At 29.5% G+C, this 19,361-nt stretch carries 22 protein-coding genes and 3 pseudogenes; 3 read left to right on the top strand and 22 right to left on the bottom strand.

From position 1 onward, the window contains the following. Positions 1 to 146 (top strand): transposase (locus ACWOEC_RS04380; RefSeq protein WP_455305897.1); only part of this gene is annotated, 146 nt, incomplete at its 5' end. 124 nt (positions 147 to 270) lie between these two features. Here ACWOEC_RS04380 and ACWOEC_RS04375 read toward each other — a convergent pair. The 7 genes and pseudogenes from ACWOEC_RS04375 to ACWOEC_RS04345 form a co-directional block, all read right to left on the bottom strand. Beyond that, the gene (locus ACWOEC_RS04375) at positions 271 to 591 is read right to left on the bottom strand and encodes a DMT family transporter (protein ID WP_455306244.1); all 321 of its coding nucleotides are present in this window, start codon (positions 589 to 591) and stop codon (positions 271 to 273) included. Positions 592 to 701: 110 nt separating this feature from the next. Beyond that, positions 702 to 1,316: a VanZ family protein gene (locus ACWOEC_RS04370; RefSeq protein WP_455306242.1), complete on the bottom strand. Its 615-nt coding sequence runs from the start codon at positions 1,314 to 1,316 to the stop codon at positions 702 to 704. Positions 1,317 to 1,429: 113 nt separating this feature from the next. Next, positions 1,430 to 1,684 (bottom strand): annotated as a pseudogene (locus ACWOEC_RS04365) (NAD(P)-binding protein); the annotation flags it as partial. A 17-nt stretch (positions 1,685 to 1,701) separates the two neighbouring features. Further along, complete coding sequence (locus tag ACWOEC_RS04360; protein WP_455306240.1) at positions 1,702 to 2,160, bottom strand: GGDEF domain-containing protein; 459 nt, start codon at positions 2,158 to 2,160, stop codon at positions 1,702 to 1,704. A 9-nt stretch (positions 2,161 to 2,169) separates the two neighbouring features. After that, positions 2,170 to 2,472, bottom strand: coding sequence for a hypothetical protein (locus ACWOEC_RS04355; RefSeq protein WP_455306238.1), 303 nt, complete (start codon positions 2,470 to 2,472; stop codon positions 2,170 to 2,172). Positions 2,473 to 2,562: 90 nt separating this feature from the next. After that, the gene (locus ACWOEC_RS04350) at positions 2,563 to 2,757 is read right to left on the bottom strand and encodes a hypothetical protein (RefSeq protein WP_455306236.1); all 195 of its coding nucleotides are present in this window, start codon (positions 2,755 to 2,757) and stop codon (positions 2,563 to 2,565) included. 157 nt (positions 2,758 to 2,914) lie between these two features. Then, complete coding sequence (locus ACWOEC_RS04345; protein ID WP_455306234.1) at positions 2,915 to 3,448, bottom strand: hypothetical protein; 534 nt, start codon at positions 3,446 to 3,448, stop codon at positions 2,915 to 2,917. A 63-nt stretch (positions 3,449 to 3,511) separates the two neighbouring features. Between ACWOEC_RS04345 and ACWOEC_RS04340 the strand changes: the two are divergent. Further along, positions 3,512 to 4,638: pseudogene (locus ACWOEC_RS04340) on the top strand (IS3 family transposase). 20 nt (positions 4,639 to 4,658) lie between these two features. On the opposite strand, the gene istA reads toward ACWOEC_RS04340, so the two are convergent. Further along, positions 4,659 to 5,687, bottom strand: coding sequence for an IS21 family transposase (gene istA, locus ACWOEC_RS04335; protein WP_455306232.1), 1,029 nt, complete (start codon positions 5,685 to 5,687; stop codon positions 4,659 to 4,661). 96 nt (positions 5,688 to 5,783) lie between these two features. Between istA and ACWOEC_RS04330 the strand changes: the two are divergent. Further along, positions 5,784 to 5,975, top strand: a pseudogene (locus ACWOEC_RS04330) (transposase); the annotation flags it as partial. Positions 5,976 to 6,353: 378 nt separating this feature from the next. Here the strand turns inward: ACWOEC_RS04330 and ACWOEC_RS04325 are convergent. The 14 genes from ACWOEC_RS04325 to ACWOEC_RS04260 all read right to left on the bottom strand — a co-directional run bounded on the left by ACWOEC_RS04325 (position 6,354) and on the right by ACWOEC_RS04260 (position 19,353). Continuing rightward, the gene (locus ACWOEC_RS04325; protein ID WP_455306230.1) at positions 6,354 to 7,223 is read right to left on the bottom strand and encodes a glycosyltransferase family 2 protein; all 870 of its coding nucleotides are present in this window, start codon (positions 7,221 to 7,223) and stop codon (positions 6,354 to 6,356) included. Between the two features lie 33 nt (positions 7,224 to 7,256). Next, positions 7,257 to 7,997: a glycosyltransferase family 32 protein gene (locus ACWOEC_RS04320; protein WP_455306228.1), complete on the bottom strand. Its 741-nt coding sequence runs from the start codon at positions 7,995 to 7,997 to the stop codon at positions 7,257 to 7,259. 35 nt (positions 7,998 to 8,032) lie between these two features. Continuing rightward, complete coding sequence (gene galU / locus ACWOEC_RS04315; protein WP_455306226.1) at positions 8,033 to 8,905, bottom strand: UTP--glucose-1-phosphate uridylyltransferase GalU; 873 nt, start codon at positions 8,903 to 8,905, stop codon at positions 8,033 to 8,035. Continuing rightward, positions 8,902 to 10,317 carry an oligosaccharide flippase family protein gene (locus ACWOEC_RS04310; protein ID WP_455306224.1) on the bottom strand — a complete coding sequence of 472 codons (1,416 nt, stop codon included), beginning with the start codon at positions 10,315 to 10,317 and terminating at the stop codon, positions 8,902 to 8,904. The genes galU and ACWOEC_RS04310 overlap by 4 nt, the downstream gene beginning before the upstream one ends. 1 nt (position 10,318) lies before the next feature. Continuing rightward, on the bottom strand, positions 10,319 to 11,338 hold the full coding sequence (locus ACWOEC_RS04305) for a nitroreductase family protein (protein ID WP_455306222.1): 1,020 nt from the start codon (positions 11,336 to 11,338) through the stop codon (positions 10,319 to 10,321). After that, positions 11,338 to 12,474, bottom strand: coding sequence for a polysaccharide pyruvyl transferase family protein (locus ACWOEC_RS04300; protein WP_455306220.1), 1,137 nt, complete (start codon positions 12,472 to 12,474; stop codon positions 11,338 to 11,340). The genes ACWOEC_RS04305 and ACWOEC_RS04300 overlap by 1 nt, the downstream gene beginning before the upstream one ends. A 5-nt stretch (positions 12,475 to 12,479) precedes the next feature. Continuing rightward, the gene (locus ACWOEC_RS04295; protein ID WP_455306218.1) at positions 12,480 to 13,466 is read right to left on the bottom strand and encodes a glycosyltransferase family 2 protein; all 987 of its coding nucleotides are present in this window, start codon (positions 13,464 to 13,466) and stop codon (positions 12,480 to 12,482) included. Between the two features lie 18 nt (positions 13,467 to 13,484). Continuing rightward, positions 13,485 to 14,534, bottom strand: a complete 1,050-nt coding sequence (locus ACWOEC_RS04290; RefSeq protein ID WP_455306216.1) for an EpsG family protein — start codon at positions 14,532 to 14,534, stop codon at positions 13,485 to 13,487. A gap of 83 nt (positions 14,535 to 14,617) precedes the next feature. Beyond that, positions 14,618 to 15,307 carry a WecB/TagA/CpsF family glycosyltransferase gene (locus ACWOEC_RS04285; RefSeq protein WP_455306214.1) on the bottom strand — a complete coding sequence of 230 codons (690 nt, stop codon included), beginning with the start codon at positions 15,305 to 15,307 and terminating at the stop codon, positions 14,618 to 14,620. A 49-nt stretch (positions 15,308 to 15,356) separates the two neighbouring features. Next, positions 15,357 to 16,061 (bottom strand): sugar transferase, encoded by a 705-nt coding sequence (locus tag ACWOEC_RS04280; RefSeq protein ID WP_455306212.1) that lies wholly within the window; start codon positions 16,059 to 16,061, stop codon positions 15,357 to 15,359. Positions 16,062 to 16,074: 13 nt separating this feature from the next. Then, positions 16,075 to 16,839, bottom strand: coding sequence for a tyrosine-protein phosphatase (locus tag ACWOEC_RS04275; RefSeq protein ID WP_455306210.1), 765 nt, complete (start codon positions 16,837 to 16,839; stop codon positions 16,075 to 16,077). A 21-nt stretch (positions 16,840 to 16,860) separates the two neighbouring features. After that, a complete protein-coding gene (locus ACWOEC_RS04270) occupies positions 16,861 to 17,565 on the bottom strand; it encodes a CpsD/CapB family tyrosine-protein kinase (protein WP_455306208.1) in 705 nt (234 codons plus the stop codon). A gap of 14 nt (positions 17,566 to 17,579) precedes the next feature. Continuing rightward, positions 17,580 to 18,377 (bottom strand): YveK family protein, encoded by a 798-nt coding sequence (locus tag ACWOEC_RS04265; RefSeq protein ID WP_455306206.1) that lies wholly within the window; start codon positions 18,375 to 18,377, stop codon positions 17,580 to 17,582. A gap of 28 nt (positions 18,378 to 18,405) precedes the next feature. Next, entirely contained in the window at positions 18,406 to 19,353 is a 948-nt protein-coding gene (locus ACWOEC_RS04260) for an LCP family glycopolymer transferase (RefSeq protein WP_455306204.1), read from the bottom strand. Between the last annotated feature and the right edge of the window lie 8 nt (positions 19,354 to 19,361).

Genomic DNA, 19,361 nt, shown 5'->3' with positions numbered 1-19,361 from the left:
CCATGATCTATCCCTATTCTAACGGAAAAATCGAAGCTAAAAACACGCATATCAAAACACTAAAACGAGTAAGTTACGGATTTAAATCCTTTGACAATATGAGAACGAGAATTTTTATGATGAATCAATTAATCGTCATAAAATAACAAAAAAATCAGAGGAAGCAGATTTCTCTACTTCCTCTGATTTATAAAATTTCTCTTCATCAGTCCTTATTGACAAAGAGCCGTTTTTTATCGTGATTTACGAAAAAAACGGGCTTTTCCTATCCTAATGCTTACTCGTGACTTTGATACCGATGATTCCGATGATCAAAAGCCCTACAAAAAACCAAGTCGAAAGCGATAATTTTTCCTTATAAAGCCAGACACCGACTAAAATCGACCCCACTGCACCTACGCCCGTCCAAATTAGATAGGATAAATTCATCGGTAACGTTTTTAGTGCTCGTGCTAAAAAGTAAAAACTTGCAATCATACCAATCACAGTCGCGATACTAAATCCTAATTTCGAAAATCCTTCACTTGCTTTCATGAGCGTTGCCCATACGACTTCAAAAATACCTGCAATCACTAAATAAATCCATGCCATGTTCATTTCCTCCTCAAAATAAAAAGAGCCTATTCTATTCCTCCAAAGACCTATGGGAATAGAGCAGACTCTTGGCTACCCGGTAGTAGCGTTCTGTATTTTTTCATATTTTAGCACACTTCATTTTCAGTAGCAACTGTTTTAGGATGCTGAATACGACGGTATCCTAACCATTTTACCAACGTATATCCGATCGTACAGCCAATAAAGTTTAATAAGATATCACTAAAAGCAAACGTTCCAACGTAGAATGCATACTGTAACGTTTCGATACCTAAAATCGTAAAGAAAGCGATCAATACAAATTCCCAAGGCTTTGCTTTAAAGGCATATAATCCACCCAGCGGTACAAAATAAAGCGTATTTAGTATCGCTTCCATCACAGTTCGTTTATCTTTTACGATAAAATCAAAGAGATCAAATGAATAGGCATGATAGTTACTCGCTTTTCCAAACAATACCACAAACAATAAAAACAAATAGATGCTATACACTAAATACAGATATATTGCTGAAAAATAGCGATACTCCCATTGTAAGAAAAATAAAAAAGCACTTAAAAAGAAACAGAAAAGTAACGTTTCTTGCGTATACGCAAAACGATCCATGACATGATGCAAACGTGAATAGCTGACCAATGTCGGATAGGCTAGATAATGAATCACGATGACCGATGAAATAATGGATATCAAAAAGTACGCAGTCAACCGGAGTACACGAAACATAAGGCTCCTCCTTGAATTTTAATATATTTAGCCTACCATATTTTAAAACAGTAGACTAGTCTACCTTGAAAATTTTCAGGAAAATTAAGTGGCAAATTGAACAACCGACCTTAATAATTGGCTAAAGGCGTGTGCACATAAGGTCGAAAAGTCGCAAACTGCTGGATATACTCCCACACTTCTCGATTGGATGTATGAAAAATATGCGCACCATACCAATGAACTTGAATTCCAGCGATTTCTTTTGTATAGATATTGCCGGCGATATGATCGCGTTTTTCTAAAATCGGAACCTTATGTCCAGCTTCAGCAAGCTCACGCGCAACTACACTGTCAAATAAACCAGCTCCTACAATAATGACTTCCAAATGATCCCTCCTGACATCTACACGATTCGAATCGTATTTCTTCCAGCATCTTTAGCCAAGTACATCGCTTTATCTGCACGCTGGATGATTTCTATGATTGTTTCTTGTTTTGTACAAGCTGTTATTCCAACTGAAATCGTGATTGGCAAAGGTCGATTATTAGTATCCATCAAGCCACTATCCATTGCGGCGATTCGAATACGCAATACTTCGAGCTTGGCCTTGGCTTGTGTAAGTGACTGGTCTTGCATCAAACAAATAAATTCTTCACCACCCATTCGGTAGATTCGTGAAGTATCTGTGGAGAATATTAGAAACTCATCTGTCACTTTTTTCAACACTTCATCACCTGCTAGATGGCCAAACGATGTGTTGACTTCTTTGAAAAAGTCGATATCGATTACCGCTAAAATCAACTCAGTATTTCTTTCTTTAGCTTGCTCGTAATCTAGATAGAATTTGCGATTATTCGGCAACTTGGTCAATTAATCTATTTCGGAACGTCGTTTCAACTCATTGATCCGTTTCATAACAAATAAAAGAATCGCCATCATCACAACTCCTGTTGCAAACAGTTGAAAATACGTACCTACATTTTGAAAAATAACATGATTGAATAGCAGGTTAACGATAATTCGAACAACGATCGAATAGCCAATCAAAAGTGTCAACTGCGTAAATGCATGGGTCACATAACGTTCGATCAATTTAAAGATCGGAACAAAAGAACATAAAAACAACAGACTAAAAGTAAACGAACTCCAAGCCGTTGCATCGATCCCAAACAAAAAGCGAATTAGGGCAATAAAAAAATACTAGGTACAGTAACTTTTGGACCTAAATATTTCAAACTAAAAATATACAATAAAAAACGGTAATCATACAGTATCCCCTCTACTACAACAGAATACATCATTAGAAAAATCCCAACAGTTGTCGCATAACCAATAAAAAAAAAGAGTTTCTAAATCAAACTGCTCTACTGGAACGCTATTTCCTTGCCGAATAAAAAAGAGTAGTAAAATAGCTAGCAGCAAAATCGCCATATTTGCTAAAATAGCCGTTGTTAACATCTCGATTTCCTTTCTAATTTTCTCTAATCCTTATTATGATAAGTCAGGTCACAGAAACTTGCAATTTTATCTAACTTTTTAATAGAAACGATAACTTTGATAGTAAAAAAACATTATTCAACTATGATAACCTGAATAATGTTTTTTCTTCTATTCTTTATTTCAATCGTTTTTTAGGATTCATTCGCTCTTCAGGAGCGTAATAGACCGCTTGCCATAATTTCTTACCATAGATTTTGATACGATAGGCTTCAATACTTGAAAAAATCAAAAAAATCGGTAAAAACTGGATCATATATCGGCTTCTACCACCTTCAAAAATCAATAAAAATAAAAAAGCACCCAAGATACTCAAGCGTAACATGTTGATATAAGGTCTACGATCATAAAAAGCCAACAAGATCGGCGTTAAAATGACCAGCCAGATGATTTGGGCAAGGTAGCGATAATCTGCGATTCGTTCACCATACAAATAGAAACTATCTTCAAGAAAACCACTAACCCCTTTACTGCTAGGTTTATCTTCTTTAAAAAACGTTCCTTCTTTTAGCCAAGCAAATGTCCCGTCTGCAGTATTATTTCGCTGTTTTCTTACTAGAAAAGATGCATAGCCTAATACTCCCCGCTCTTTTAAGCGCTTGGTATAGCTGTTCCATGAATAAGCTGTTTTTTCTTCTGGTGTTAGTATCAAATCCTAGACAACTTTTCGTAGAGACAAAAATAGATTAAACTTATCTACGAGAGGATGATTTTTATGACCCGATACGAAGAAAATTTTAAACGAATGATTGTAGAACTTAATCAAACTGGACGTTCAGTTCGTGGTTTAGCAAAAGAATATGGCATATCTGAAGCAACTATTTATAAATGGAAAAATTTATATGTACCAAATCAATCCACAGGATTGACTGGAAAAGAAGCAGCTGAATTAAGGAAAGAAAATGCCCGCCTGAAGGAGGAATTAGAAATCTTAAAAAAAGCCGCTGCCATATTCTCTCGAAAAATCTAAAGTCAATTGTTCAATTTATTGAAAGGTGGTCTATCAGATACACTGTTTCTTTGTTATGTCGTTTATTAGAAATCCCAAGAAGTGTCTATTATTTTTATAAAAATAAATCACTGACAGCTACAGAAATCAGGAATAACAAGCTAAAAAAGAAAATTTCAACCATCTTTTTTGATAGTAAATAGCGTTATGGCGCAACAAAAATACATCAAATGATATTAAAAGAAGGGATTTCAGTATCGATTAAACATGTTCAAAAGTTAATGAAACAATTAGGTCTGAAATCAATTGTTGTCAAAAAATATAGACCTCAATTGTCTAGTAAAAAAATTATTTCAAAAGAAAATATTTTAAATCAAAATTTCTCTACTAAAAATATCTGTGAAAAATGGGTAGCGGATATCACCTACATACCAACAAAGAAAAATGGTTGGTGTTACCTATCTTCGATTATGGATTTACACACGAAGAAAATTATTCGTTACACTTTTTCAAAACGTATGACAGTAGATTTTGTTTTAAAGACTTTAAATCAGGCTAAACAGCGTTATGACATTCCAGAAGGAATGATTCTACATACTGATTTAGGTAGCCAATATACTTCTTTAGAGTATGAAGAATGGTTATCAATAAATAAAATAAGACATTCCTATAGTCGTAAAGGAACGCCTTATGATAATGCAGGGATTGAATCGTTTCATGCTTCATTAAAGAAAGAAGAAGTTTACACAACAAACTATTTAAATTTTGAAGAAGCCAATCAAGCCTTATTTGGTTATATTGAGGGATTTTATAATCGTAATCGAATCCATAGTTCGATTAACTATTTAACACCACATGAATTTGAAAGACAAGAAAAAATTAAAATGGCTTAACTGTCTCTACAAAAATGTGTCTAAGATATTGACCTAGATCCAATGTAATGAGGATCGACAGAGTATCTACATTTTCGAAAGATAATCATTGCTTCTTTAGTTACTTTACGGCGAATAAAGTATCCAAAATAAGAAATTAGAACATCTTTCGATAAATTATGTAGATACTTTTTTTCATTTAATTTCCACATCATATTAGGAGATTGATTTGTCGATTGAGATATTTCGTTGTTTAAATCTATACAAAATTCGTCTATCAAATCATTTAATTCATCACTGTCATGAAATTCACGGTTATATACTTTTAAGCGATCTACAGTTCTTGCTAGCGCTTCAACACAACCTTTGGTTTGTGGCCGAAAAGGTCGGCAAGCAACTGGAACGAAATTTGCATCTTTACTAAAAGTATAAAAACGCTCGTTAAACTGAACTTTTGAATACTGAGTTCTAGAATGATCAACTACAGTTCGCATGTTATCAAACCATATCTCTTTTGGAACACCTCCGGTATATTGAAAAGCCTTGTACAAACATTCAAATAAAGTATCTTGTTTTCGATCAAACGTTAAAGTGAAATATTTCTTCTTGGAATAAGGTAAGACATATAAAAAAATATTGAACTCAATAATCTCACCATCAATAGTGGTTAGCTTCATATTTTCTTTCCAATCAACTTGTGCTGAAAGGCCTGGTTGGTGTTCAATACGAATAGTAGCTTTTTTTATTTTCTCTTGCTTATAGTTTCTACAATAATTTTTAACTAGAGTGTAGCTTCCTTGAAATCCTTTTTTCTGTATAAACGTGAAAATACTATAGGCACTGCAGTGCTGATTCAATTTTTCCTCTACGATGTCTTTATATGGATCCAACTTACTAGAGCGTTTTTTTCTAAATTGTGTATATTGATTTGTTTTACTAAGTTTAGCTTTTTCATAAGCACTTTTGACTGTCCTGTAATCACAATCATACTTTTGTGCTAGTGCAGCATAATTTGGTTTAATTTCATTTATCACGTAAATTTCGACTTCTTCGTGTATGTCTTTTCTCATATTTTATCCTCCAATTTAATTGATAATTGATATAAGAAAAGAATACAAAAAATGTAGGTAAACCAACAATTTTAAATTGCCCTTGACACTTGACACCTAGATGAAGCGTTTCGAACGAAACTTCAAGGATTAATTAGATACGAAGAAGGTATACGAAATGCCATGATCTATCCCTATTCTAACGGAAAAATCGAAGCTAAAAACACGCATATCAAAACACTAAAACGAGTAAGTTACGGATTTAAATCCTTTGACAATATGAGAACGAGAATTTTTATGATGAATTAGTTAATCGTCATAAAATAACAAAAAAATCAGAGGAAGCAGATTTCTCTACTTCCTCTGATTTATAAAATTTCTCTTCATCAGTCCTTATTGACAAAGAGCCGTAAAAGATATTACCTACTCTTTTTTTATTATTTAGTTTTATTAATTTCTCATCAAAAAGAATCGATAGAACGTTTTTCAAGAAAAAATATTGTTTACTCTTAGCGAATACATCTATAGATCAAGACTTTTTTATAATATTTTTTGTGATATTTTTTGCCATAATTATTGGTTTTAAAAGTGTACTTATTACCATCAATAATTTATATTTTTCTTTCATTAATAAATATAAATATAAATTATCTCTTTTATTAAAATATTCATAGTATTTATTAGCTTTTAATAAAACTCTTTTATATTCTTGCTTTCGCAAAGATGTTTCAAAATTTTTATTTTTTCTGAAAAAGATACTCTTTTAGGTAATATGTATGAATTGAAAATAGTTAAAATACCACCTAAGCTTAATTTTTCATATACAGTATTTAAATCCTGAGAAATATCTTTCTGTTTCAAATATTGTTTAATTAAGGCATTAAATTTTAGTTCATTCTCAAATATTTTCTCATTGAATCTGTTTGAAACAGAATTTGGATTAAATCTATATTCATATATATCACCGTTAATATATTCTACAAATTTCGCTTTCAAAACAGCCCTCATATTAAATAACATATCTTCAGCTATAAAAAGTTCTTCATTAAAAAAAAGGTTATTTCTTATTAAAAAATTAAGATTGAATACTTTACCAAAAGGAGCCGCTAAATACTCACTAGGCTTTAAATTTTTAGTTTTCATATTGCTCAGTGATTTTATTGTTTCTGACTTATCTGTAATAGTTTTATTTATATTTTTTTCAGTAAGATTACTAATATTGAGTATATCTTGATTATTATAATTTTTCTTAATAAATTTTAGAGCTCCCGCTTTTAAAATATCATCTGAGTCCATAAAAATAATTGCTTTTGTATCAGAATTTTTTAGCCCAAAATTTCTAGTTTTACTAACTCCTTGGTGAGGTAAAGTTTCTATAAAAATATAAGATAAATTTTTTCGATAATTTTCAATAATTTTAACGGAATTATCAGTTGACCCATCATCACAAATTAGTATTTTAAAACCTTCCACATATTGATTGGCTATACTCTCTATACATTCTGAAATATAATTTTCAGAATTATACATAGGAATAATTATCGTAAATTCAAACAACTATTTCACCCTTTTCTACAATTAAATAAAAAATCATTTTTTTATTTTTTGTTTAATCCTGCTATAAGTACCTATCCCAAAACTATTATCTATAATTTCTTTTATAAAAATTTTAACACTTGTAATTCTTCCACCTAGAATTTTTTCAAATCTAGTATCATTTTTCCAGCTGGCATCATAATGATGTATAGAATAAGTTTTCTCAGTAATTCTCATCTTTCTAGTAAGAATACTATATGGGCAAAAATATTCCGGAGGGTATACAATAAAATCTTTAAATTGTTGAATTTCATTTTGTTTATAATCAAATCCATATTTCTTAAATAATAGATTAGTTGTAATATCGACACAAGTAAATTTTTTATAATCCACTAAATCAGTATATTCGTTCATATTAGCTAATAACACTGGATTAAATTTTTCAGCACCAAAACCTAAACCTGTAGCAACTCTTCCTTTTGTTTCACAACCGAAAAAACATTTATGATTCAGCAAATCATCAAATTTTTTTAATACTTCTACATCCGTATCTAAATAAATACCACCATTATTATAAATAATATCTAGTCTGGCATAGTCAGATAAAAAAGCATAATTCTTTTCAGTATATGTTTTTTTAGTATATGCATTTTTAAACACATCATAATTTTTTTCATTCCATTGAACTATTTTGTATTCTGGACACTTACTTTCCCAACTTGCTATACATCTTTTTACATTATCAGGTAAGGGAGTCTCCCCAAACCAACAATAATGTATAATTTTTGGAATCATATTTCTCCTCCAAATCATTTAATTTAAAGTTATTATCATAATTTTTTCGAAATTTCTTTTAAATAATTTCTTAATCCATTCTTTATTTCTGGATGCTTTAATCCAAATTCAATATTTGCTTCAAGCATACCTAACTTATCCCCTACATCATAGCGCTTGCCTTTAAATTCATGAGCAAATACACGTTGTGTTTTATTTAATTCATCTATAGCATCAGTTAATTGAATTTCCCCACCTGCTCCAGGCTTTTGATTTTCTAAAATCGTAAAAATTTCTGGGCGTAATAAATAACGACCAATAATAGCTAAATCGCTAGGCGCATCTTTAGGATCTGGTTTCTCTACAAAATGATCAACACCATATAAATGAGAACCTACTTTTTCATCAGGTGCAATGATTCCATATTTCGATGTATCTGCATGAGGGACTTTCATTACAGCTAATGTAGAGGCTGTTGTTTTATCATAATCATTAATTAACTGTTTAGTTAACGGGACTTTATCTTCCATAATATCATCGCCAAGCATAACCACAAAAGGTTCATTACCTACAAAAGCTTTACCTTGAAGTACAGCATGACCCAATCCTAAAGGGCGTTTTTGACGAACGAAATGTAAATTAATTCCTGTAGTTTCTTCAACTAATGCTAAAAGCTCTTTTTTATTCTTTGATTCTAGAGTATGCTCTAATTCAAAATTTGAATCAAAATGATCTTCGATTGGACGTTTTGCTTTACCCGTGACAATTAAAATATCTTCAATTCCTGAAGCTAACGCTTCTTCAACAATAAACTGTATCGTAGGTTTGTCTACAATCGGTAACATTTCCTTTGCAATAGCCTTCGTTGCAGGTAAAAAACGAGTTCCTAATCCTGCTGCTGGAATAATTGCCTTACGTACTTTTTTCATTTGTGATTTCCCTTCTTGAAGCAATTAAAAATTTTTTTAGTCAATTCTTTGTAAATAGATTTATTCAAAAATAGAATAATAAAAAATATTAAATAATTATAGATAAATAAAAAATGAATAGGTTTCACGTATAATAAGGAAATTTGCATAATTAACAGAATGTTATTAAAAATTATATTGATAATATTATAATTAGTTCTTATATACTTTCTTGTATCAAATACTCTTATAATCCACAAAATAAAAAAGCTTATAGCTGAGCTTAAACCAGCACCATAGAGCCCAAATTCAGGAATTAATACAAAATTCAAACAAACATTTATAACAGCACCAATTATGGTAGTTGTAAATACGGCTCTTGTTTCCATTGCAGCAACATAATACTGTCCTAAAAATCCCGAAAAACTTGAATATAATACTGCTAAAATTAATAAAGGAACATACTTCCAAGAATCATAAAAGGCTTGATCAACTATTATATTCATTATGGGCTTTAAAAATAAAAGTAAAATACTTGAACCAATAAAAAGTATTTTATAATACATATCGAATGTATTAGAATAAAAATTAACTTTATCATCAGAATCATATTCTTCTATCGCAGACATTTGCCAAGCCTGAAAAAATATAGTATTTAATACACCTATTAACATAGGTATTTTATTAGCTACTGCAAAAATCCCATTAGCTGCTGTACCCAATATCCAAAGAATAAAGTACCGACTAGCAATATTATTTATCCATAATGCAATAGAATTAGGTATTAATGGTACAGAAAAACGTAGCATTTTTCTACTTAAATTTTTATCGTATATTTTCAAATTTATAATATTAAATAATTTTAGTTTAAAAAACAAGAAAATATCTGATATCAAAATAGCTATCAAAGTAGAAAGCAAAAAGCCAGTAATTCCCAGTTTGAAAATTGCTAAAAAAATAATATTTAAAAATGCAGTTAAAAAACTAAGTAACATACCATTAAGAGCAAAAAGCTTTATATTATTATTGGCTTTGGCGTATTGTGAAAATAAAGATTGCACTACATTAGCAACTAAAATCGAAAAAATATAAAACAGATAATGAATATGGAAAATGTAAGCAAGTGGTAGACAAGCAAAAGAGATTATAATTCCTATCAAGGTAATCCTAAATCCAGTATTAAATATTAATTTTTTATCTAACTTTTTATCCATTCCAAATCTCAAAACAGAGTCAAATATACTTAATGAAATGATTGGCAATAATAATGCTACTGTACTGATAACTAAGTCAGATATACCATAAGCTGACTGTGTTAAATACTTGGTATACACAGGTAGCATTACAAAAGTAATTAACTTACTACCAAAATTTCCTAAAGCAAATAATAAAGAGTTTATAGCTAGCTTCTTATACTTTGTATTTTCATTCAAATTATTTCACCACTGATTTTATATTATCTCTATACGAAATAGGTACTTTAACTGAATCTTTGAAGTTTCCTAAGCTAATAAACATAATCAACGATTCATTACTTGGAATATTGATTAAATCACGGATAGATTTTTCTTTTTTTATATTCATCATAGCATTTAGTGGGCAAGCAGCTATCCCTTCAAACTCCAAAGAGTATAACAACGACATTGCAAACAATCCACCATCGATAAAACTTTGATTTCTTTCTTCAATATTAATGAATGATGTATTACTAGCAGTAATTAATAATAATTTATCTGGTGTTGGGAATCCATTATACCCACCTTGAATTTTTAATAAAGAGTCGATCATTTCTTGATCATCAACGATATAAACCCTTGAAGGTTGTCTATTACAAACACTAGGTGATTTGAGTGATATATCAATTGCAGAAAGTATTTTTTCTTTTTCAATACTTTCGTTACTGTATTCTCTAATACTTGAACGGCCTAAAGCGAGTTCTTTAAAATTCTTATCTTTATTATTTTTTTTATTAGATTTAAGCACAGTTTCGATACCAGCTTTTTTCGAGACCAATGTATTTATTTGCTTTATTTCACATAAAATTTCTTCAGAAAAAATTGATTCAATAAAGCTTATATCTATATTTAAATCATTATGAATTTTTATGTATTTATTTAAAGCATCTATCGCAATTTGATACCTAATATTTTCTTTATCAAATTCCTTAGAATTATAAACATCTAAAACTTCTGATAAATTTTTTAAATTTAATTGTCCAAATTTAGCACGAAAGTTACTATGACTCAACCCTTTTTCTATAGAATGACTATAAAACATCAAGTGCGAACCAAGTTGTTCTATGTTCGCATTTTTTAAATTTGAAAAATTAGTATAACCACTTAAAAAAACTTGTTGATCATGCTTGGCTAGTTTCTTTAATTCAGATGTCATGTAAATACTTTTAAGTTTTTCCCATAAGAAATTAGGAATTAAATTCTTTATTATTTCTTTCATTAGTTATCTCCATTATTTTTTTGGGTTTCTATAATAGCATTATCTATAAAATTTAAAGATTCTTGTTGCCTTGCTTTTAATAATTTATGAACATTTAAATAATCAATCTTTTCATAATGAGATCCGGCATTATGCCATCTAGAATTTAAATGTAAATCATCAAAGAGAGTATCAATCCTAGAATTCATAGAAGGTAATTTAGTATTTCTCTCAAAAACTTCAAAATATTTTTCAAATATTATTGAGAATACACAAGCATGAAAAGAGTCTGTAAAAATCGCTTCAGCTTGAGAAAACAAATTGATAAACTCAGCAGGATTAGCTTTCCAAAGTTCTAAATCTTTTATAGTACCCAATTGTTTTATTTTATAATTGTATTTTGAGGCAAAATTTTCGTAATATTTTCTATCTTCAAGCATTGGTTCATCTAAAAAATAAGTTAAAATAAATTTATCTTTATATTTTTTACCTTTAGATGCTAATTTTAACCACTCACTTTGAGTTAACATAAGTGTTGGATCAAGTACAGTAGTAACCTTTTTATTTGTAAATTCTCGTACTATTCTTTCACCAGCTTTTTCTCGAACAGAAATAAAATCTAGTTGGTTCAAACCATCTTTATAAATTTCTTCATATTCTTTGGGTATAGACGTAACTCCAAAAGAAGCAGCATAAGATATTTTAGGTTTATTTGTAAATGTAAGGAAATCAAATTCAGAAAATCTGTCAAAAGAATAATTCCAAACCTGATCACTTCCTATAAAAAATATGTCTATGTCATCAAAATCTTTATCATTACTAGGCATTTTTTCATAGTTATTAGCAGTTTCTGCAATATATGTTTTAGTAAATTCTAAAAAATTATTAATTCTTTCATTATTTACTTTCTTATATTTAAAATTTTTATACTTATTATTAATTTTATTAAGAATTTGATTGCTCATCAATAAATTGACATAATTTTTTTTCGCGTTTTTTTTTGTATAATGGTTTTTTATAGTAACAACTTCAAAGCCCTTTTTTTTTAAAATTTCTTGCAATGCATAATTTTGTAATCTATTGCCGTAATTATTATAATCTACAATAGTTCTTATTGCACATTTCATAATATATTCTCCTTTAGGATTTAATTTCAATTAAATTATTTTCTATCAAAAAAAAACATAGATATTCGTACTCCAATAAAAAAATTCAATCTTGAAATTAATCTAATAATATTTTTCAGGTTATTACCTAAACTAACAGAATCTGTCGACATAACTTTTAAGAGTGGTGTCTTTTTTGATGTAAATTTAAATAATTGTTTCATTTCTAAATAAAGAGTTTTATTTTTAATCTGAAGTGATTTTCTAGCAAATTCTATAATAGCTATTTCTTGATGCCTAAAAATTATAAAATCAAATTCTTTATTTTTGATTACTTTTTTTACTTCATTCAATCCGTCCAGATAAGTTAATTGTTTTGCACTAAAATTATTAACGGCTGATTCAGGATTGATAGTGTAATAATAAAGCGCTTCTTGAATTACAGATATTCTTTTCACATTTGATAATAAATTTACATTGAATAACATATCTTCCAAATAATGAATATCCTCATAAAATGTATTCTTTGAAATTAAATTTTTACTATAAATTTTATTCCAAACAAATCCTTTATAGCCTCTGGAGCCAATTACTGAATATATAGCTTCTTTTTGAGATAAAATTTTCTCAGGATAAATAGGCAATTTATTACTAACTATTCTTTTCTTTTTATCTATTAAAAAGAAATTACAAAAACAAATATCTGTTTTGTCTTTTTTTATTCTAGTGTACATAAATTCACAAAAATTTTGATGTACAAAATCATCAGAGTCTACAAACATAAAAAAATATCCATTAGATTCTTTAATACCTAAATTTCTAGCATTGGATACTCCACTATTTTCAGTGTAAATATACCTAATTCTAGAATCTTCAGACATTAATTTTAATATTTTCCTTTTACTATCATCTTTAGAACCATCATCTATCACCAAAATTTCTATATTTTCATAAGTTTGCTCAAGTAATGAATTTAAACATTTTTCTATATATTTTTCAGCATTGTAAACCGGAACTATTATTGATATTAGCTCATTTTGCAATTTTTTTTCTCCTTTAAATTAAAAATTTATTATACTATGATAATTAAATGTTCCTGAAATATCTTGTAAATAAATGATATTATAAAAGACATATGAATAAACTATAGAAATAATAACAAATATTATTAATTTAAAAATAAAATTTATCTTTTTATTCATAAAATAAGGTATCGATAGAATTTGTACAGAAGTAAACATCATTAAAATCCTATCAAAATTAGGGAGATAAAAAAAGTAAGCAAAAATAATGATAATCAAGGATATAAATTGACAAATGAGAAAAATATTTTCTTTTATAAAATCAATTGGATTAGAATCATTTTTTTTACTAATTTTTGAAAGTGTCAATAATAAGATTAATATTATAATATTCAAAATAGTATAAGATCCACTAAAGTTATTTGTTGCGGCTCTTTCTGCTTCACCCCAATAATTTCTATATACGCCAAAATAAGTAGTTATAAATTGTAATACTGTATTAGCAACAAATAAACTTGGTATAGAAATACATACATAGATAATAGTATTTTTAAAATCCAATCTAAATTGCCTTAAAAAATAAATTGGTATAAATAATACTGCTGTTTTATGAAATAAAAAAGCTATTAGTATACACAGAAAATATTTCCAAAAGTTACTGGTAAAAATAAACTTTAAAGCATATAAAAAAATTGCAATCGCAATACTTTGTCTCATTAAATTTAAAGAATGATTATAAAAACCACTGATAAATAACAGATATACCGAAAAAGCTAAAAGTGGAGAATTTTGATATATCGATTTAAAAATAAAAAATAAAATTAAAAAATGTATTAATATAAAAATCCCTTGATATCCCCATATATAGTTTCCAACTATAAAAACTACTGTACTCAATGGTTCGACGACTGAGTAATCTCCTCCTAAAGTAGCTGGTATTTGTTGAAGAGAGTAGGTAGTATAATCTACGCCAGTATTAACTCTGGCTCCAGCTAATATCCATAGTAAAAGAAAAGATATAAAAAATGTAATATTTATTAGTAAACCTTTATTTTTATGATTTAATCTTACATTTTCAGGTGTATTCATCTCCGAAAAACCTATTAAAAAAACACATATCGAAAACATTAATATATAAATCAAAATATTATCCTCTTTTCATGTACTATATCCTAGATATGCAAATTTTTGTGCTTTTTACTTAACATATTAATTAGAAATTTAGGATTTCCTAAAATATATCTTTTATATAGTCTTTTAGGTTCTTGAACCAATCGAAAAACCCATTCAAGTCCATATTTTTGCATAATGTTAGGCGCTCGCCTAACATTGTTAGAGTAGTAATCAAACAATCCACCACAACTTATTATATTAGATGCATTTAGATAATCTATATTTTCATTTATCCATTTTTCTTGTTTTGGACATCCGAATCCCACAAATAAAAAATCAGGATTTAAATTATTAATTTCAGAAATGATTTTTTTTTCTTCTTCCTTTTGATAATATCCATGATGGTGTCCTATGAATTCTGCATTTGGATATATTTTGCTCATATTCTCTATAAGATTCTCTACAGTACCGGGCTTTCCACCTAGTAAATAAAATTTATGGCGATTAGATTTTTTCAAAAGCTCGATAAATAAATCCGTAGTAGCTATCCTTTCAACTGCAACTTCTGAATTTGTAATTTTTTGTCCGTAAATTATTCCCATTCCATCTACATAAATTATATTTTTCTGATTACTTAAAATTTTTCTATACATTTCATCCTTTTCAGCTATATTATAACAATCAGTATTTATAGCAAAGTATGCTTTTTTTTCTTTATTTGAGAGAATCAAATTAGTAAATTCATCCATTGTAGACAAGAATAAATTGAAATTTTCTAGCAATATTATTTACCCCTTTTTAATAAGCACCTTTTGGCTTTAATATAACATAAATCGTTTTAAATATAATTATGATATCATTTTTTATTTTTAAATTATTTATATAAGTTATGTCTAAATGAATCATTTGTTGAAAATCAAGCTCATTACGACCACTAACTTGCCATAATCCAGTACAGCCAGGCTTTACCAATAAACGTTCTTTATCCTTTGCTGTGTACTCCTCTACTTCTCTGACTAGAGAAGGTCTTGGGCCAACTAAACTCATCTCTCCTTTCAAAACATTCCATAACTGTGGCAATTCGTCGATACTAGTCTTACGAATAAACTTTCCAACCTTTGTAATTCGAGGATCATCTTTCATTTTAAACATTGCACCTTCGATTTCATTGTGTCTCATCAATTCTGCCAGTTTTTCTTCAGCATCCACACACATTGACCTAATTTTGTACATTTTAAATTTCTTTTCATTTTTTCCTACTCTTATTTGAGAAAAAAAGATAGGCCCTTTTGGTTCATTTATTTTCATAGCAATTGCAACAAAAAAGATAATAATTGCAGCAACGAAAAGTCCTAAAGTACTACCTACTATATCCACAACACGTTTAAAAAATAAAGTTTTCTTTTTACTATTTAATTTTTGAATATCTACTTTATAAAGTTTATGTTTTTCAAATTCTTTTACAATCCCAACATCGACTATATTGATTTTTGTTTCCTCCACCTTTTTCATCTCCCTAAAACCAACTAAACTTTTTACTCTTTACCTCGCTATAAGAAGGATAATCAACTGCATCTCCATTTATAACTGCTTTAGCAACATATTTCATTTCTTCAACAATTTCTTTACCAAAGTCTTTTTGAATTTTTGTATATGCTTCTTTCAAATAAAAGTTTCTTTTATGTATACCATGTGCGTCGGATGCTATCATTTGAACTAAATTATTTTCTACCATGATTTTTGCGGTTTTTTGAATTGATTTACCAAATACTCCTACATAACTAGGCGCAGTTAGTTGAGATAAACATCCCATATCTAGGAATGGAATTAACAAATTAGGATTTTCTCTAAATTTTGCGTTACGTTCTGGATGTACGATAATTGGAATTTTTTTCATAGCTCTTAATTCAAAAAATAGCTGCTCTGTATATGCTGGAATATCTAGTGTAGGAAACTCAATTAATATATATGTATCTTCAATATCTGTAAACAAGATACGGTTTTCTTTAATTTCATCAATTAATCCACCCGTAATACGAACCTCTTGCCCTTCAAAAAGCGTAAGTGGCAATTCACGCTGATCAAGTTCTGCTTGTAAATTTGCCACTCGTTCAATAATTGATGACTTAGAATTAGTATACTTACCATTATTATGATGTGGAGTACAAAGAATATGTGTGATGCCTTGCTCAATGGCTTTCTCAGCCATCGCAATACTGGCCTCTAAGTTTTCCGCTCCATCATCGATTCCTGGTAAAATATGACAATGTAAATCAATCATGTTAACACTTCTCTTTCTATATTATGATCCGTAATAATAATATCCTTGATCGCTTGCATTTTTTGCTCCATGATACACAGCACCTAGAACATTCGCATTTACCATACCTAATAGATCGCGTGCTTTATAAAGAGATTCCTTTCGTGAAACATCCTCACGAATTACCATTAATGTTCCGTCAACTTTAGATGACATGATTTGTGCATCAGTTACTGCAACTATAGGTGGCATATCAAAAATCACAAAATCATATACCTCTTTTAAATCTAGTAAAAGTTTTTCCATTCTCGAAGATCCTAAAAGCTCAGAAGGATTAGGGGCTTTCGGACCACTAGTTAATACATGAAGGTTAGGCACAACAGTTTCTTGAACAACAGAATCTATATGATCCCCCGTACTCAACAAATTACTAAAACCTATATTATTGGTTAAATTAAAAGTTTTGTGTACAGTAGGTTTTCTTAAATCAGCATCAACTAATAGTACTTTTTGCCCAGAATTCGCAAATACCACAGACAAATTAGCAGAAGTAGTCGATTTACCTTCACCTGGCCCAGAAGATGTGATTACGATAGTTTTTATTTCTTTATCTGCTGAAGAAGCAAATCTAATATTAGTTCTTATGGTGCGATACTGCTCTGAAATAGGTGAGGACTGATCCATCAAAGTGATTAACGTTACCGGACTAGTAGTCTCTTTGTTTCTTTTTGAATTTTTTTTCGACATTTTATTGCTCCTTTTTAAATTCTTGAACGACGACGTTTAATTTCTGTATTTTGTTCTATTTCTGTATTTTGTTTACTATTCTTTGTACTATCTAAACTAATTTTTTTAGCTTTTTTTATATAATTAGTTATTTCTTTATCAGAAATTTCCGGAACTGTTCCCAAGACTGTAAAGCCTAGTTCTTCAACAACAAATTGACTATCTTTGACAGTTCGATCCATTAATTCAACAACAATAGATAGTCCTAACCCTAACAATAGACCTATCAAAAGTCCTAATGTGATGAATAATTTATTATTTGGAGAAACAGGTGTAGTATCTGTTGTAGCACTAGAAATAATAGTTATTCTATCAACATTTAAAACATCTTTCGCATTTTCTTTAAAAATATTAGCTACAGTATTGGCAATTTTTGCTGCTTCATTTGCACTCTTACTTTTTGCGATAATAGAAAACATCTGTGAATTTTGGTTCTGTGATACAGATACAGAAGCTTTTATTTCTTCAGGATTCATTTTCATTTTATAATCACTTTTCAAACGGTCTTCAACTTGGTTTAATACTAAGTCGCTTACTATAAAATCTTTGTAAGTATTGATCATTTGTAAATTACTATTTACATCATTTACATTAGTATTTTCGGTTTGAGGTAATGTCACGACTAACTGTGCTTGTGAGCTATATTTTGGTGTTATTACAAAAAAAGTTAATATTGCCGAAACTGCAATACCTAATAATCCGAATATAATAATTAATTTGATGTGTTTCCCGAAAACAGTTAGTAATTGCTTTGTACTATATACTTGCTCCATATTTTTCTTTTTCTCCTATCAGTTTAAGTTAATCCATGATATCCAATTGTTTATCTAATTCTTTTTTAACACGATCGCGTTCTGCTTGCGATACTTCTTGATAAGAAACTCCATCTTTCATAAAGCCCTCACCTTGTAATTGATCCATCTCAATCTTTCTGAAAGATTCACGATACTTTTGAGCAAGACTAACCATCTCGTCGAAACTCAAGTCTGTTTGAATCGTATCTCCTAATGAATCTAGTATACTCTTATATCTAGTCACATTGTTAATATCAATTGCTTTATCCGCAATTGCGGCAATAACTTTTCGTTGACGTTCTTGACGACCGTAATCTCCACGTGGATCATCATAACGCATACGAGAATATTTCAGCGCTTCTTCACCATTTAATTCGATTTTTCCATAATTAAAAGTTGAACCTTCGTAAGTAAACTCCAACGTATTGTTGACTTCGATTCCTCCGATTTCATCAACAATCGTTTGAATCCCTGCCATATCAATTGAAATATAGTGATCGATTGGCACATTTAACAATTTTTCAACTGTGTCCATCGACATTGCCGGACCACCAAATGCGTAGGCGTGGTTTAATTTATCTTCAGTTCCATGTCCTACGATTTCTGTGTACGTATCACGTTCCAAACTCACAATACGAGTCGATTCTTTACGTGGATTGACCGCGACAAACATCATCGAATCTGAACGTCCTTGATCGATTCGTCCCAAATCTCCCGTATCGATCCCCATTAGTAGAATACTAAATGGATCGCCTTCTGTGACTTCGACATCACGAGTCGGATCGATTTTATTTTTACGTTCCACTGCATGGTAGGCTTTATCAGCTGCACCTTTGACGTCAAAGTACACTTTCGCGCTGACTCCACCGACGATAACGACTAATGCAATCACGATTCCAAATACTGTCCACATGATTTTTTTTCCAATAAAACTTTTTCTACTTCTTCGTGCCATGATTCTTC

It is taken from the genome of Enterococcus bulliens (assembly GCF_053761865.1).
This window is presented reverse-complemented; position numbering and strand designations above follow the sequence as displayed.